Below are 16370 nucleotides of genomic sequence, written 5' to 3'. Positions count from 1 at the left end.
GACTGCATCCCGCCTTCCAGCGTAAACGCAGAGCGAGAGGTGGAAGAGAAGTTAGGTGCCCGTAAAAGACTGAGGTGTGAGTGACGTGACATTGAGCGGAGCGAGCCGGCCATGATGACAACGACACCTTGTCGAACAGAGCGGCCAATTTCAACATCACCTCCAAATATGTTGACAGAAGCAACTTGAGAGGCTAATTGGACCGGTATGACCCAAAATATTTCCAGCACAGAGCAACGCCCGTACCACCATGGCGACCTGCACAGGGCCATCGTGGATGCAGCGCTCGACGTCCTCAGCGAATCACAGACCACGGAGTTTTCGCTGCGGGAACTCGCCCGTCGGGCAGGCGTCAGCCACAACGCCCCGTACAAACACTTCGCCGACAAGCGAGAATTGCTCGCCGCCGTTTCGGCGGTTGGGTTCGAACTGCTGTCAAAACGCATGGCCGAAGCGACCAAAGAACTCGACAGTCCGCGCAAGAGGCTGACAGCCATGGCGCGCGCATATGTCTGCGGCGGCGTCAAAAATCCGGCGCTCTACAGATTGATGTTCGGCGGCTACCTCGCCGGTCAGGACGATGGGCGCCCCGCAATCGAAAGAACCGCGGCCTACAACATGAAAGCACTCATCGTAGGTGCGATTTCTGACGGCGCTCTCGGGCGGCCAATTGCAGATACCGAGGCCAATACCCGCACGATCGATGGGGCCATTCTCATTTTTTGGTCGCAAATGCACGGTCTCACCTTGCTGCTGGCGGACCGCCTCGTCGGCCCTAGCGACAAGATGGAGGAGCTGACCGGGAACGTCCTGCAGGGAATGCTCGACGGATTGGTGAACAGCATCCCCGCGGTGCCAGAAGGCGTTTGGGTAGGTCCTCCGCTGGCGGGGTAGAAGTACCGATGACGAGTCGGAGCTTGTCGGTGAGCGGCCCCCGTCATCTTCCTGGTGCACGCCGTGTTTTCGTTCCGGAAGGTGAATTCTCATGGATGCATACATTTCTGCCCTGGTAGGCCTCGCCGGCGTCGCGATCGGCGGCCTGGCTTCGTTCGCTACGGCCTGGGCGACGCACCGGTCACAGGTGAAGGAAAAACAACGCGAGGTCGAGGCTGCCAAGCGCGAAAAGCTCTTTTCGGATTTCATCGCCGAAGCCACGCGGCTTTATGGTGATGCGGTCAGCCATCAGAAGGACGACGTCTCAGATCTCGTGCTGCTTTACGCCCTGGTCGCTCAAATGCGTCTAATCTCATCGCGACCGGTCGTGGATGCCGCCGAAATGGCAATGGAAAGGATCGTCGAAACCTACCTGACCCCTAACCGCTCGCTTTCTGAAATGCGGGATCTCGCGCGTTCCGGCGCAATGAACTTTCTCTTGGATTTCGGTGAGGCCGGCCGAGCAGAATTGGCGGCGGGCACCTATCGACCCGATCATAGGATTTTTGCGGAAAGGTTAAACCATCCGCCGCCTTCCGGCGAGCGAGCAGCAAATACCGAGAGGTCCCTGGTCCCGTGATTAAGGCATGAGCGATATCCGGTCGTTCGACCGTGTAGCTGACGGCCGCCAGTCGACTTGGCGGCCAACAACCTCGGCGGATTTCCGCAGCATGGATGATCATCGCGCCTTCTCAAGGACGTCGGTCAGTTCCGTCCTGATGACTGGACAAACACATTAATCGAACTGTTCGCCATGTCCGATCTGTTCCCGAACTGCGTCCTCGCCATCGGGATCGCCTGCCGGCTCTGGATCGGCCCGGTTAGCATCCGTGAGCGATTGCGCTGCCTCAATGAGAGCGACCGTGATTTCCCGCGTCCCCCAGCCGGCCTCGCTTGCCGATGCAATGATTTCCTCCAACACGGTTCGGGCGGCCTTCGCTTCATTCAAACGATCCACAGCGTCTTCACTTATGGGGGCCGGGAATCGGATGCCGACTGAATCTATCCACGGCTCCGTCAGGGTCCGGAGTTCTTCCCGATCGATAAACTCGTCGGGTCGTCCGGAGTCGCGATCGGGATGGAAGACCGAGACGTCCATTTCATCGGGAAGAGACAGCTCCTGCCTCGCATTCATGATGCCGACGGGAACCTGGCCCTCGGTCGTCACAGTCACTTCCACGATCTTTTTTTGCCGGCTGCAGTAACACGTCTACCAAGTTCCGACCCGCCTTGGACGATCATCCAGCGAGGGACTGAGGAAGCAGTGCTCGTGCCTTCACTGAAGTTCCGGCTCTTCACTTTCACGGTACCAGCGCTACCGCAAGCGACCTGTCGCTCGACGGCTACGTGGCATGTCTTGATCGCGCCCTCGTACTGTAGTGCAGCAAAAGAGAGATTCGGATGAGAGTTTGCGATAATTCAGATAGGACCGCGCTTGACGACGGTCGCCAAACGGTCGGCTTGGTTCCTGGGTCTTATGGCGAATTCCTGCCGCGTTGGCCGACGCTGACGAACGTGGTCCTCGGGCACCCAGCTCAAGGAGGTTCGCTCGGTGTTTTTGTGGGATTTGCCAGGCTACCGGCAGGACGAGCAGAGGAAGCTGTTCCGTCGTCCAATACGAAGCTGATGCGGCTGCTGGCGGAGACCATGCTCGACAATGCTGCTATGAATGAACCTTCAACCGCTTCCTCCCTCCAGAACAGTAAGAAGTTATCACGAAGGATAGAGCAGTGATTGCGCTTGGATTGGCCTCCTCGCTCATCGCAGTCGTCACGATTGCCGGGTTTGCCCTGCTCGAGCGCATCGAAGCCAACCGCGGCGTCACAAGTTTCCGCGTGTTTTGAACAAAGTGGTGCTTGCGGCCCGCGTTGGGCTTGCCCTCCAGCCGATCGGGTTCGCGACCTCACAGGCGCTGAGGCCGCCTCCCTGAGCTGTTCATGGGGTTGCTTACCGCGCCGACCTACCCGTTCCGCGCGCCATTGACGGCCAGCTTCTGCGCGGAGGCTACTTGCCATTCGCTGTTTTCGCCCCGTGAGCTCGCCCGCCGGGCGGGCGTCTCACAACGCCCCGTACAAACATTTCGCCGACAAGCGCGAACTGCTCGCGGCCGTCTCGGCGGTGGGGTTCGAACTTCTGGCGATGCGCATGGCCGAAACGACGAAGGAGCTCGACAGCCCGCGCATGCGGCTGGCTGCCATAGCCCGTGCATACGTCTGCGAACGCGGATTCCGCAAGGCGGGCCTTTCAGAAGAGTTCGTGCAGAGCGCAGTACTCGTTGAAGGCGTAGTTCACGAGCCATAGTCTTATTCGACTTGGTTGGTCTGATGAATTCTGGAAACCGCGCCGGCGACCGCGGATGTTCGTTGAGCAAAGGCATCGGCGTTCAGTGCCGCCTCGTCTGTCCGGTTCGCGGCGTCGCCCGGCGGGCATCCCATCGCGCGCAAGACCGCGCGTACGATGTCCGGGATGGCCGTCGCATCGATCCTGCTCGTGCTGAAAAGCGATGAAGCCTGCTCGACAAGCGCGACAACGATGCGGACCGCGAGATCGACGGACCCGACCGCCAGCAGGCCGTCCGCCTGGGCGTCGGCGAGGTCCCCCCGCAGCCGAGCCTGCACCGCCTGGGCGACATCTGGCAGCATGACGGCCGCGCGCGCGGCGAGACGGGCTTGCGCTGGCGCTGCGGCCAGGTCGCGAAGCAGTATGGTGACGGCCGTGGCCATGCGGGTCAGCGGGTTGTCGACCGCCAGGCGGGCCGGCTCCAGACGCTCGCTCAATTCCGCGATCAGCGTCTCGCCCAGCTCCGCCTCCAGCGCCGGAAGGTCCCGAAAATGCAGATAGAAGGTTCCTTTCGCCACCCCTGCGGCCTGGGTCACGGCATCCACCGTCGCCGAGACCGGCTCCGGGGCTGCATAGCAGGCGCGCGCGGCTTCAAGGATCGCCGCGCGCGTGCGGGCGCGCTTCGCCTCGCCGATCGCCGCCCGACGCTCAAGATTGATTCGTGCCATTACCGCTCCTTGCCAGCGCATCAGACCCGCCCTGCCCCGAAGGACGGCCCCGGCGGAATTTCCATCATGGTCCGGTCGAATCCGGATCTCCGGACGATTCTAGTGGCGCCGCCCGCGTCGTCAATGCCTGCGGCCCGCCCCGATGCGGGCGGCCAGATCATTAGATTAACAGGTCAATAATTTTCAAATTGACCTTATAGTCATTATGACATAAAGGTCCATATTGAAAGATGGGATCGGAGGAGCACCATCGACGAAGCGGCGGACCCTCGCGATGAGCGATCGGGCCTCTTCCTTCTTCGCCTCCAGATCGAACGTTACGACTCGAGGACCGGCACGACATGTCAGCCATAAGATCTAAGATGAACCGGCAGCTCCTCAGGGCCATCCTTGTCGCCCTGCCGAAGGTGATGAACCTCACGGCCTCCCGTAATCCCGCGTTCCGGGAACGGCTGAAGCAGCGCGACGTCGTCGCATGGATCGGGCTGCAGGACGGCAGCATTGGCCGCATCGTGGAAATCCGGAACGGCAGGTTCCGCTCCCGGCAGGCTGCGGCCGCCGAGGCCGAGGTGGCGATGTCCTTCAAGGATGTGGCGACCGCCTTGAAACTCCTGCTGCCCAATCGCGATCAGGGCGAGATCATCCACGCGGCCAAGAACTTCAAGGTTGTGACCACCGGGCCGGACGAGTTGGTCGTCTGGTTCACGCAGACCCTCAACATGAGCGATACCGCCGGTCTGTCCATGGGGACGCGAATGTCCGATGGCAGTCTAAGGTACACCACCTGCACCAACGGCGGTCCCCTCTTCGTCTACGTCAAGGATGGCCGCATTCTACGGGTCACCCCCCTCGAGTTCGACGCGACAGATCCATCCACCTGGGTGATCGAGGCGCGCGGCCGCAAGTTCAGTCCGCCCCGTCGGGCGCTGGTGGCGCCCCACGCCCTGACGATGAAATCCCTGGTCTATTCGGACAAGCGAATCCTTCATCCCATGAAGCGAGTGGACTTCGATCCCGATGGCGAACGCAATCCCCAAAACCGCGGCAAATCCGGCTACGTGCGGATCACCTGGGACGAAGCGCTGGACATCGTCGCCAAGGAGATCAACCGGCAGAAGCGCGTCCATGGGCCGGGTGCCATCACCTTCCCGATGTCGTCCCACCACCAGTGGGGCAACGTCGGCTACTATCTCAGCTCGCTGATGCGGTTCGCCAACCTGATCGGGTTCACGCGGGTGGCCGCCAATCCGGACAGTTGGGAGGGCTGGTACTGGGGCGCCATGCACCATTTCGGCAATTCGATGCGTGTCGGCGTGCCGGCGGGCTATGGCGGCGTCGAGGATTGCCTCAAGGAAGCCGAGATGATCGTCTTCTGGTCCAGCGATCCCGAAAGCACCAACGGAGCCTACGCAGGATTCGAGGGCACGACGCGTCGCCTCTGGGCGAAGGAACTCGGCATCGAGTTCGTTCACATTGATCCGCATTGCAATCCGACAGCTCAGTTGTTTGGCGGACGCTGGTTTCCCGTCCGGCCGCAGACCGACGCGGCCCTCGCCCAGGCGATCATGTATGTCTGGGCCACGGAAGGCCTTTATGACAAGGACTACGTCGCCACCCGCACCACCGGTTTCGACGAATGGAAGGCCTACCTGCTCGGCGAGACCGACGGAGTCCCCAAGACCCCTGAATGGCAGGAGTCCGAGACCGGAATCCCTGCCAAGGACGTGCGCGCCCTGGCCCGCAAATGGGGCGGCAGGAAGGTCTACCTTGCCGTCGGCATGACCGGCACCGGCTTCGGCGGCGCGGGCCGCGGCGCGACGGGTGCGCAATGGGCGCGCTGCATGATTATGATGATGGCGATGCAGGGCTGGGGCAAGCCCGGCGTCAATTTCGGCAACCTCGAGATCGGCATCCCGCACGACCTGCATTTCTATTTCCCGGGCTATGCGGACGGGGGGATATCCGGCGACCTCGCCTTTACCGGCAATGCCGTAAACAACTATCAGCGCATGCCGCACATCCTGACGATGAACCCCGTCAAGCAGATGGTGCCGCGCCAGCAAATGCCCGACGCGATCATAGACGGCGAGGCCACCGGCTACCTGTGGGACGGCATGGCCCAGGAGGCGCAGTTCGCGCCGTTCACCTATCCGATGCCTGGCTACTCGCCGATCCACATGATCTACCGCTACGGCGGATCGTCGCTCAGCACCGTGACGCGGTCCGGGCGCTGGGTGGACGCCTACCGGCACGAGAGCATCGAGTTCGTGGTGAACCAGTCCATCTGGATGGAGGGCGAGGCCCAGTTCGCCGACATCATCCTGCCGGCCTGCACGTCACTGGAGCGCTGGGACATCGGAGAATGGGCGAACTCCGGAGGCTACGCCCATCACGGCGTCAACGTCGTCAACCATCGCGTCGTCACCCTCCAGCACAAATGCATAGAGCCACTAGGAGAGTCGAAGTCCGACTATGAGATATTCACCGCCATCCTGACCCGGCTGGGCCTGGGCGCAGTCTTCACCGAGGGCTGCAGCGAACTCGACTGGGTCAAGCGCGTCTTCGATTCGTCGGATCTGCCCGATCACGTCGCCTGGAAGAAATTCTGTCGCAAGGGCTACTACGTCGTGCCGCCGGAAAAGCCGGAGCTGCGCCAGCCCGTCGATATGCGCTGGTTCGCCGAGGGTCGGCGCAAGGACCTGCCCGAACCTGCGCCGATGCCGTCCCAGTATGCCGAGCAGTTCGGCATGGGCCTGCAGACGCCGAGCGGCAAGCTGGAATTCGTGCCCGAGATATTCAAGCGGCACACTGCGGATAATCCGGACCGGCCGGCGGTCAACCGTTACATTCCGTCCTGGGAAGGCCGCAATGCCGAGCTGGCGGAACGCTATCCGCTGCAGATGATCGCGACGCACAGCCGCTACAGCTTCCACACCAGCATGGACGGCAAGAACAGCGCGGTCAATCAGGTGGATGACCATCGCGCCCTGATTGCCGGGCATCGCTTCTGGCTGCTGCGCGTCAACACGGCCGACGCCGCGGCGCGGGGCATCCGCCATCGCGACCTGGTGAAAATCTTCAACGACCGGGGCGCCGTCATCTGCGCCGCCGACATTTCGCCCCTGGTCACCCCAGGCGTCGTCAAATCCTACGAAGCGAGCGCGGAATTTCAGCTCGTCGACGTCGAAGGCGAGACCGTCGAGATCGGCGGCTGCCTGAACACGCTGACGCCGGACAGATCGCAGAGCCGCGGAACCAGCAGCATGGCGCCCAACTCGTGCCTCGTGCAGATCGAGAAGTGGCGGAACGCCGAAGCCTTCAAGATGGCGCGCGCGGCTTAGGAGGAAGTCTTGTGAGCAAGTGGAATCTTATCATCAACGTCGGCCGTTGCGAGAACTGCTACAACTGCGTCATCGCCAATCGAGATGAACACGTCGGCAACGACTTCCCCGGCTACGCGGCGCCGGCCGCCGCCGTCGGCGAGAGCCCCATCCGAATCCTGCGCCGTACGCAGGGAAGCGCGCCCATGGTGGAGACCACCTACCTGCCGGTGATGTGCAATCACTGCGACGATGCGCCCTGCATTCGCCGCGCCGGCGACGCCATCCGCAAACGCGATGACGGTATCGTCATCATCGATCCGGTGAAGTCGCGTGGCCGCAAGGACATCGTCCGTTCCTGCCCGTATGGCGCGATCGTCTGGAATGAGGAGCAACAGGTGCCGGAGACATGGTTCTTCGACGCCCACCTACTGGATCAGGGGTGGGACCGGCCCCGCTGTCAACAGTCCTGCCCGACGGACGTCTTCGAGGCGTTGAAAGTCGATGACGCCGCGATGAAGAAAAAAGCGGAAACAGACGGACTTCAGGTGCTCAAGCCCAACCTCGGAGCCAACCCCCGCGTCTGGTACCGGGGACTGGAAAGGTGGGAGACATGCTTCGTGGGCGGTAGCGTCAGCGCCGATGTCGGCGGCACCGTGGAATGCGTCGAGGCGGCCGACGTCACCCTGTCCCAGGACGGCACGGTTCTCGCGAGGACGGTCACCGACGGTTTCGGCGACTTTCGCTTCAACAAGCTCGCCGGGGACGGCGGCACCTATCGCATCGACATCACCCATGCCCTTGGTGGGATCTGGCGCGACTGCGTTCTGTCGGAGAGCGTCTATCTCGGCGAACTGAGGTTGACTGGCAATTCACCCGCGGATTCGCGTGGAGGCGCCGATGCTTGAGAGTGATCATTGCCGCCCTGGCATGACATCTCGCCGACGAAGACGGCAGGAGAGCCGGGAAACAAGCGTAGCCCGCATACTCGGTGCAGCAGAGACTTTGTGCGCGATCCACGGATCCGCCAAGACGAACGTATGCGACATCGCGAGCTACCTCAGCATGTCGCCGGCAAATGTCTACAGGTTCTTTCCGTCCAAGCTGGCGTTGTACGATGCGCTCGTTGCGCGCGTGCTCGAAGACACATTTCCGGCAACGCGATCGGGCTCCGACAGAAAGCTCAGCGCTGCAACACTTCGCGAGTTCTTCGGCGGCCTTCATCGAGGTTTTCTCGCCCTCATGCGGGATGAGGAAAAGCTCTTCGAGCTGCTCACGATCGCCGATGACGAACACTGGCCCGCCTTCGAAGCACACGTCAAGCGCGTGAGAAGCATCGTCGCAGAATTGGTCGAGGCGGGTGTCCGGGAAGGGGAATTTCGCCAGCAGGACAGTCTTCGCGCCGCCGAATGCCTGTGCACGTCGACTGCCGCACTCTGGGAACCGAAAGCCATCAAGACGTTCCATCTGAGGCGCTCGCTCATTACGCCCGAGGAGTTGATTTCATTCAGCATCGAGGCGCTCCGGAATGGAGCTCTTCCATGTTGACGACGACGGTCTGCATCCGTTTCTCCGCGGCCCTTCCGGTGATGCCGGGCGACAGGACCAGGCGAGACGACGGATCAGACGCGGCGAAGTTCATGCCTATGGCGCTGGAGGCCGGCTCTGAGGAAGTCGGTCGCATCGCTGCATCCGGCTTGCCGCCAAGGCGCGCCGACGCTGACCTTTAGGGAGGTAGACCACCATGCTTGCAACCACCCCCGGCGGCTTCGGCCGTCCCATAGTCGCCTTGCCCGACGTCGAGGCGTTCGAGCAGTTCCCGCTGCCCGAGCGTGACCTCCCGGCAAACACCTACGAAATGCTGGAGCGCGGCGCCGCCATAGCGCCGGATCAGCCTGCGCTGTCCTTCTTTCTACGCTCAGACGACTTCCGTGAGGCCTTCGTCTGGACGCACGCCGAACTGCTGGCTGACATCACGAAAACGGCCAATACCCTCCGCCGGCTGGGTGTCGGCCGCGACGACGTCGTCGCCTTCGTGCTGCCCAACCTGCCCGAAACGCATTTCGTGATCTGGGGGAGCGAGGCGGCGGGCATCGCTTTCGCAGTCAACCCGCTGCTTGAAGCGGGACAGATCTCCGAACTCCTTGCTGCCGGCAGGGCGAAGTGGCTCGTCACTCTGGCGCCCTTTCCGGGATATGACATCTGGCAGAAGGCGACAAGGGCCGCCGCGAACCTGCCGGATCTGCAAGGTATCCTCACCGTCAGCTTAGCACCGTATCTCCGCTACAACTCCGACGACGCGCCGGAGGAGCGGCTACAGATCGCGGGCGTCGATGGACTTTCCATCCCCGTTCTCAGCCTTCGCGAGGAAATGAACACGGAAAGCGGCGACAGGCTGACCTTCGACGCGCCCACCGCCGGGGACATCTCTTCGTACTTCTGCACAGGCGGTACGACAGGACTGCCGAAGATCGCCGCACGCACGCATTTGTCGGAGGTATTCGACGCGTGGTCCACAAAGGCCATGACGGGGGACGCGTTCGCGCCCGGCAAGACGATTTTCTGCGGCCTGCCGCTCTTCCACGTCAACGGGCAATTGGTGACGGGCCTGATCCCGTGGTCGCAAGGCGGACATGTCGTCTTGGGCACGCCGCACGGCTATCGCGGAGAAGGAGTGATCCCGTCCTTCTGGGAGATCGTCGAACATTATCGGATCGTGGCCTTCTCGGGTGTTCCCACAGTATTTTCGGCACTACTGCAAGTCCCGGTCGGCGGCCGCGACATTTCAAGCGCCGGCTACGGCTTCTGCGGCGCGGCTCCGATGCCCGTGGAACTGTTCCGAACGTTCGAAAAGACGATTGGCATCCGCATTCTGGAGGCGTACGGCCTGACGGAAGGCGCCTGCGTTTCCAGCGTAAATCCGCCGGAGGGCGAGCGACGCATCGGCTCGATCGGCCTGCGCCTCCCCTACCAGCAAATGGCATCGGTCAGACTTGATGATTCCGGCACTTTCCTCGGGTTCGCCGGGACGGAAGAGGTCGGCGTGCTCGCGATCCGCGGACCGAACGTCTTTGCCGGGTACGTCAACGCCGAACACAACAAGGGTCTCTGGATCGAGATCGACGGCGAGCGCTGGCTGAACACCGGCGATCTCGCCCGCCAGGACGCGGACGGCTACTTCTGGCTGACGGGTCGCAGGAAGGAGCTCATTATCCGCGGCGGCCACAACATCGATCCCAAGCTGATCGAGGATGCGGTGCAGGACCACCCGGCGGTGCAACTCGCCGCAGCGGTCGGACGGCCCGACGAGCGCGCCGGTGAACTGCCGATCCTCTATGTCCAGTTGAAGCCGGCGATGGTGGCGTCGGAAGCAGACCTGCTTGCCCATGCCGTCCACCGTATTCCCGAGCGCGCCGCGCACCCGAAATTCGTCCGGATTCTTTCCTCGCTGCCCGTCACGCCCGTCGGCAAGATCTTCAAACCGGCATTGTCGATGCTCGAGATCGAGGACGTGGTGCGACAGGAGGCGGAAGCCTCCGGCATCAGGCTCATATCGCTAGCGGTCGTTCAAGACGCCCGCCTCGGACTGCTCGCAACAATCGCGACCGACAGCGATCCAGCCACTCTCCGCGAAAAGCTCGGTCGCTATGCTTTCAAGGCCCAGTTCCAGCAGTCAGGAAACCAGTCATGAACGCTACAGCACGGATCCCCGTCACCAACCTTCAGCACCACGTCTTCTACGTCACCGAACTGGAGCGCTCAAAGGCCTTCTACATTGAGCTTTTCGACTTGCAGTTCTCCGCTCTCAACCATCCGGACAGCAGCGCCGCAATGCGTTTGTCGCAGCAGGAGATGCATTTCTTCTCCTTCGGCTTCCACCATCACGACATCTGCCTGGTGAAGCACCACAAGCTGAAGATGGACAATAAATCCATGCTGCACTTCGCGCTGGCGGTGAAGGACGCACGAGCGTTCGATGCCGTCAGAAGCCGCGCACGAGACATGTGCTTGCCGATCCGCGAAGGGCGCATGCTCGCCTCCGCACGCCCCGTGTCGCGCGCCTTTTGCGTCCAGGACCCGGACAAGCACTGGATCGAGATCATCGAGGAGACTAGCAGATGAGCAACGCCGCCTTCGTTCCCCCGAACGTCCTGTCCCCATTCAAGCTACGCTTCGCAGGCCTGCTGAAGCGGAAATGGTTTCGCGAAATTGTGCTGTTGTGGCCGACGCTGACGAGGCGGCGGTTCTCCAACAAGACCGAGGACTACGGCGTCTTCAAGCCCTCGCTCGTCGCTCACATGGGGCAGCTTTCGATCTACGTGCGCGACATCGCGCGAAGCCGGGCCTGGTACGAGCGAGTCGCCGGCATGGTCCACGCCCGCACCTGCGAGCCCGAACGGCACCCGTTCAAGGAAGGCTGGCGCATTCGCTGCTGCTACATGAGCGCGGCCGACCACGAGGAATGCCTCGTGCTCGTCGAGGAGCACGACCCCTCCGGCAGGGCTACCGTGCCTTCGGGCATGAGCTTCTTCCATTTTGCGCTCGAGGTGGAAGGAAACCAACTGGAGGATGTCATGGCCTTTGCCAAACAGCGGCAGGCTGACGGATTCCAGTTGAACTACGGTCCGGTCCGCCACAACAGCGAGCCCCACCTGGGAGACGGCGAAACAGGCGGCAACGTCGCCTGCTACCTCTACGATCCCGACTGGCACAACGTCGAATTCTGTGGGGCCATGGACACGATCGAGAATTATCGCGCGCGATACGGGGACCTCAAGGGCGACGAACGCGCCTGACCCTGTCCGATCAAAAGGCGCTCTGAGCGGATGCTCGAACCGCCTTCGAAGTGGCCCTTCCAACCAAAGGAAATGAAAAATGGTAGTTAGATTGACCCGATTTACGACGGGCGGCGACCCCTTGTGGGGGATTGTAGACGGAGACGAGATCGCACCACTCGAGGGCATCTTCGTCTCGACCTCCGACATCCTTCGCCTTTCTCCCGCCGAACTCAAGACGCGCGCGGGCGTCGAACGTCTCCCGATCACCTCGGCAAAGATTCTGAGCCCCGTCACCGCGCCGGCGCAGATCATCTGCCAGGGTCTGAACTACGCAGATCACGCGATTGAATCAGGGCATGCGCCACGCCAGAAAAACCTGCTTTTCATGAAGGCCGCATCCTCGCTGTCAGGGGCGTTCGATCCCGTGATCCGCCCTGACGGAGTTCAGATGCTCGACTACGAAGTGGAACTCGGGCTCGTATTGAAACGACCCTTGAGAGCAGGCGATCACGTCACCAGAGAGACCCTCGGCGATTTCATCGGCGGACTCGTCTTGTGCAACGACGTGTCGGCCCGCGACGTGATGTTCGGCGAAGCCTTCCTTCAGTGGTTCCGCGGCAAGAGCGCCCGCACCTTTTGCCCCTGCGGTCCCTGGCTGGTCGTTCCCGAGCCAAACGAGGTAGCCGACCTGCTCGACAGGATCGAGATCCGTCTGTGGCTGAACGACGAACTGCGGCAGTCGGCCCATACCCGTGACTTCGTCTTTCGCCCGGAAACCTGCCTCAACGACGTTGCGTCGCTGATGGACCTGTCTGCGGGCGATCTGGTGCTGACCGGGACGCCAGGCGGCGTGATCCTGCAAGCCAGCGCCGCCCTCGCCCAGATTCTGACGACCAAGCTCTTCAAGGATTCGGAGCGGAAGGAGGCGATCGCCCAGGAGGCGACCGCGCACGCGCGCTACCTCGCGCCGGGCGACGTCATGCGCGCCGAAATGCGCACCGACGACGGCACGGTCGATTTCGGCCGCCAGATGCTCGAAGTCGTGGACGCGTGATCCCAGGCGGACCAGCACGGGCGGGTCGATGCAGCTCGCTCCGCAGCGTGATCGCCGGAGGCGGCATGGGCTCGAGGGTCGCCGCAGTCCGGCCGCTCGGTCTGGGGGAGACGGCTGGTTGGAGGAAAGGCGCAGTGACTGCAGGCATGGTGGCAAACGCCCATTCCTTGGGCGTTGCGGAAAGGCGGACGTCTCGGAGGAGGGAGACCTGCATGAAGACTACTAAATTGCTGACCGGATTTTTCGGCTGTCTTTTCATCACGCCCGCGATGGCGGGAGGCTTCGACATTCTGGGGCAACCGAACGACGTCCTTTTCGAACCGGGGCGCTACGCCGAGTTCGGGCTCGGCCTCGGCGGTGCGGATGTGGCCGGACAAATCACCGCCGCCGGACCGCCGTTTGCTTCGGGCGACACCGCGCCCACGCTTCCATTTTACAATGGCGCCTTCAAGGACGACATAAACGAGCAGTTCTCGGGAGCAGTCATCGTCGACAATCCCTACGGGCGCAAACTCCAGTATGATCGCGGACCTCTGTCCGGCCTGTCGGGGGAAGTCGAGTCGATCGCGATTACAGGCTTGCTGCGCTACAAACTCACGGATCGATTCAGCGTGTTCGGCGGTCCCAGGCTCCAGCGCCTCGGCGGCAACACCGACATCTCGGTCTTTGCGGGCGGCCTGCCTGCCGGTTTCGCCAACGTGGAGTTCGAGGACACGTGGGCGGTCGGCTACGTGGTCGGGGGCGCCTTCGAAATTCCCGAAGCCCATGTCCGGATCGCCGTCACGTACAATTCCGCGATCGACTACGATCTGGACACGTCCGGTGCCTACGTAGGAACGACGAACGTCAAGACGCCGCAATCGGTCAACGTCGATCTCCAGGCCCCTGTCAGTCTTTCGACGCTGGTCTTCGCGTCGGTCCGCTGGGCCGAATGGAGTGAAACCACGATCAGTCCGCCGGGCTATCCTCTGGGATCGCTCACCCACTTCAACGACACGACGACCTACAGACTGGGCGTAGTGCAAATGTTCAGCGAGAACTGGGCGGGGTTCACGGCCCTGACCTACGAGCCGAAAACCGGCATATCGGCTGACGCACCAATCGATGCAACGGACGGACTGTGGGGCGCGACACTTGGCGCGATCTACGCCAGGGACAAGGTGAAGATAACCAGCGCCATAACCTATTACCAGTTCGGCGATGCTTCGGGCTCGTTCGGAAATTTCACGGACAACGACGTCCTCAGCGCTGCCGTCAAGGTCGGGTACGCGTTTTGACCGGAGCTGCCGCCGCAGACACTGAGATCCTCGAACATCACCCACGCAACCGCTCCCGCGCGGACCTCGTCGTCGCTTCCACACGGGTCCTTCGGCAGCCAGGTTTCGGTAACGCGGGTATCGCGGAACCGGCATCAACCCGCGCCCGAGGGGCGCCAAACATAACCCATCTCAATGGAGGAAACTGTGCACAAACAATTCGCCCCGAGAGTGTTCCAACTGGGCTACGTCGCGCTGGAAACGCCCGACGTCATGCGCGCCAGGGATCACTACGCAGAAACCATAGGCATGAGCGAGACCGCGACCGGTCATGATGGAGAGAGCTATCTGTCCATCGGCTACGAGCACCACAACATCGTCCTGCGCCAAGCCATGCACAAGGCGATGGGCCATCTCGGCTTCCAGCTCAACCCCGGCACCGAACTCAGGCAGCTCGTGGCCGAGCTGCGCGCCTTCGGCCTGGGCGCTCAGATCAAGTCCGACAGTCAGCCGGGAATCCGCGAACTGGTCGAAGTCGAGCCGGTTCCCGGCACAACGCTGCAGCTCTATACCGACATCGATGCTCCCGCCCCCGGCTTCAAGCGTACCGGCGTGTCACCCCTCCGGCTCGGACATGTGGCGGTGATCTCGCCCGAAGGCCCGAAGCTGAAGACGTTCTTCATGGACTTCCTGGGCTTCTGGTTCACCGATACGATCGCGGGCATCTCCAATTTCATCACCTGCAATCGCGAGCACCACGTCGTCAATCTGGTGAGCATGCCGGACCAGCGGGTCCATCACATAGCCTTCCAGCTAAAGGGCAACGCCAGCCACGCGATGGCAGGCGATCTGCTGGCCGAGCGCGGTCTTCCGGTGAAGTGGGGTCCAACGCGTCATACCGCCGGTCACAACATTGCCAGCTATCACTACGACCCCGACCAGGTGCTGATCGAGCTCTACACCGACATGGACGTGTTCATCCCGGAACTGAACATGTGCGAGGCACGCCCCTGGCACGGGCACTTCCCGATGGCTCCGCGCGAATGGAAGCTCACGGAACTCGCGGCTTGGGAAACCGAGTTCGCCTTCAGCCTGGCGCAGGCCTGATCCACACGATCGCGTCACCTTCCGAAACAAAGGTCAGTTTTATGCAACTTTTTCACGCTCCCAGATCCTGCTCGCTGGGCATCCGGGTTCTCCTCGAGGAAATCGGCGTCCCCCACAAGGTCTCGGCGATCGATCTGTCATCCGGCCACCAGCGCGACGATGCCTCCCTGGCAGTCAATCCCAAGGGCAAGGTGCCCGCCCTACTCCGTGACGACGGGACGGTGCTGACCGAGTTCCAGGCCATCGCCCTCTGGCTTGCATGGCGCTTTCCCGAGGCCGGGCTCCTTCCCGACGATCCCGACGCTGCGGCGCGCGTGACGGAGGTGATGGAGTTCATCGTAGGCACGATTCACATGCGCGGCTTTGCACTAGTCATCATGCCTGGCAAGTTCGTCTCATCGCCAGCGGCGCAGCAGGAATTGCGCGCCAATGGACTGCAGGTGGCGACTGACGGTCTACACCATGTCTCCGCTCTTTTGGGAGAGACGCCGTGGCTGTCGGGCACCCGCCCCGGGGTCGCCGATGCGGCGCTGTTTTACGTCACGCAATGGGCCATAGCGTTGAACGTCGATCTGCCCGCGCCGCTCAACGCTTTCTACGAGGAAATGCTGAAGCGCCCGAGCGTGCTGCGAGCGACCGATCGCTCCTCCGCCTGATGATCTCCGAGGGAACCGCTCGCCGCGGGAGGATCCCCACTCATACCAGACAAATGCTTTCGACCCGCCTTCTTGCGGAAGTTCACTTCGACCTCGTCGGTCGGCGAACCGAATAGCGAATGAAGCAAGCGCGCAGACGATGATTGCGCCGGAAAGCGGTGGTTTTTGTGGCTGATGGGGGGGCTGGCTCAGTGCTTTCCGCAGTGGCCGCTTGGTCGACCGGCAGTGCAACCTCCTCGAAGTAAAATTACTTCTTAC

15 protein-coding genes and 1 pseudogene are annotated in these 16370 nt (G+C 62.2%); 14 read left to right on the top strand and 2 right to left on the bottom strand.

What is annotated here, in order from left to right; translation table 11 throughout:
• Positions 1-207 precede the first annotated feature (207 nt).
• Positions 208-894: a TetR/AcrR family transcriptional regulator gene (locus WGT02_RS08670; RefSeq protein WP_024317134.1), complete on the top strand. Its 687-nt coding sequence runs from the start codon at positions 208-210 to the stop codon at positions 892-894.
• A gap of 91 nt (positions 895-985) precedes the next feature.
• Positions 986-1513, top strand: coding sequence for a hypothetical protein (locus tag WGT02_RS08665; RefSeq protein WP_024317133.1), 528 nt, complete (start codon positions 986-988; stop codon positions 1511-1513).
• A gap of 156 nt (positions 1514-1669) precedes the next feature.
• On the opposite strand, the gene WGT02_RS08660 is transcribed toward WGT02_RS08665, so the two are convergent.
• Positions 1670-2101 carry a hypothetical protein gene (locus WGT02_RS08660; protein ID WP_375679381.1) on the bottom strand — a complete coding sequence of 144 codons (432 nt, stop codon included), beginning with the start codon at positions 2099-2101 and terminating at the stop codon, positions 1670-1672.
• A 769-nt stretch (positions 2102-2870) separates the two neighbouring features.
• Here WGT02_RS08660 and WGT02_RS08655 point away from each other — a divergent pair.
• A pseudogene (locus WGT02_RS08655) lies at positions 2871-3150 on the top strand (TetR/AcrR family transcriptional regulator); the annotation flags it as partial.
• Positions 3151-3236: 86 nt separating this feature from the next.
• Here WGT02_RS08655 and WGT02_RS08650 read toward each other — a convergent pair.
• On the bottom strand, positions 3237-3941 hold the full coding sequence (locus tag WGT02_RS08650) for a TetR/AcrR family transcriptional regulator (RefSeq protein ID WP_024317130.1): 705 nt from the start codon (positions 3939-3941) through the stop codon (positions 3237-3239).
• Positions 3942-4303: 362 nt separating this feature from the next.
• Here WGT02_RS08650 and WGT02_RS08645 point away from each other — a divergent pair, with 362 nt between their 5' ends.
• The 11 genes from WGT02_RS08645 to WGT02_RS08595 all read left to right on the top strand — a co-directional run bounded on the left by WGT02_RS08645 (position 4304) and on the right by WGT02_RS08595 (position 16112).
• Entirely contained in the window at positions 4304-7282 is a 2979-nt protein-coding gene (locus WGT02_RS08645) for a molybdopterin-dependent oxidoreductase (protein WP_208248275.1), read from the top strand.
• Positions 7283-7293: 11 nt separating this feature from the next.
• Entirely contained in the window at positions 7294-8169 is an 876-nt protein-coding gene (locus WGT02_RS08640) for a 4Fe-4S dicluster domain-containing protein (RefSeq protein WP_024317128.1), read from the top strand.
• The gene (locus WGT02_RS08635; protein ID WP_225039606.1) at positions 8162-8809 is read left to right on the top strand and encodes a TetR/AcrR family transcriptional regulator; all 648 of its coding nucleotides are present in this window, start codon (positions 8162-8164) and stop codon (positions 8807-8809) included. The genes WGT02_RS08640 and WGT02_RS08635 overlap by 8 nt, the downstream gene beginning before the upstream one ends.
• A complete protein-coding gene (locus tag WGT02_RS08630; RefSeq protein ID WP_208248277.1) occupies positions 8803-8991 on the top strand; it encodes a hypothetical protein in 189 nt (62 codons plus the stop codon). The genes WGT02_RS08635 and WGT02_RS08630 overlap by 7 nt, the downstream gene beginning before the upstream one ends.
• A gap of 14 nt (positions 8992-9005) precedes the next feature.
• Positions 9006-10952, top strand: a complete 1947-nt coding sequence (locus WGT02_RS08625; RefSeq protein WP_208248279.1) for an acyl-CoA synthetase — start codon at positions 9006-9008, stop codon at positions 10950-10952.
• Entirely contained in the window at positions 10949-11383 is a 435-nt protein-coding gene (locus tag WGT02_RS08620; protein WP_024317124.1) for a VOC family protein, read from the top strand. The genes WGT02_RS08625 and WGT02_RS08620 overlap by 4 nt, the downstream gene beginning before the upstream one ends.
• Complete coding sequence (locus tag WGT02_RS08615) at positions 11380-12057, top strand: VOC family protein (protein WP_024317123.1); 678 nt, start codon at positions 11380-11382, stop codon at positions 12055-12057. Before WGT02_RS08620 ends, WGT02_RS08615 begins: the two co-directional genes overlap by 4 nt.
• A 79-nt stretch (positions 12058-12136) precedes the next feature.
• The gene (locus tag WGT02_RS08610; RefSeq protein WP_024317122.1) at positions 12137-13093 is read left to right on the top strand and encodes a fumarylacetoacetate hydrolase family protein; all 957 of its coding nucleotides are present in this window, start codon (positions 12137-12139) and stop codon (positions 13091-13093) included.
• A 212-nt stretch (positions 13094-13305) separates the two neighbouring features.
• Entirely contained in the window at positions 13306-14370 is a 1065-nt protein-coding gene (locus WGT02_RS08605) for an OmpP1/FadL family transporter (protein ID WP_208248281.1), read from the top strand.
• Positions 14371-14556: 186 nt separating this feature from the next.
• The gene (locus WGT02_RS08600) at positions 14557-15456 is read left to right on the top strand and encodes a glyoxalase/bleomycin resistance/extradiol dioxygenase family protein (RefSeq protein ID WP_024317121.1); all 900 of its coding nucleotides are present in this window, start codon (positions 14557-14559) and stop codon (positions 15454-15456) included.
• Between the two features lie 41 nt (positions 15457-15497).
• Positions 15498-16112, top strand: coding sequence for a glutathione S-transferase family protein (locus WGT02_RS08595; RefSeq protein ID WP_024317120.1), 615 nt, complete (start codon positions 15498-15500; stop codon positions 16110-16112).
• Positions 16113-16370 lie beyond the last annotated feature (258 nt).

Source organism: Rhizobium sp. T1470 (assembly GCF_042140505.1).
GTDB lineage: Bacteria > Pseudomonadota > Alphaproteobacteria > Rhizobiales > Rhizobiaceae > Rhizobium > Rhizobium favelukesii.
This window is presented reverse-complemented; position numbering and strand designations above follow the sequence as displayed.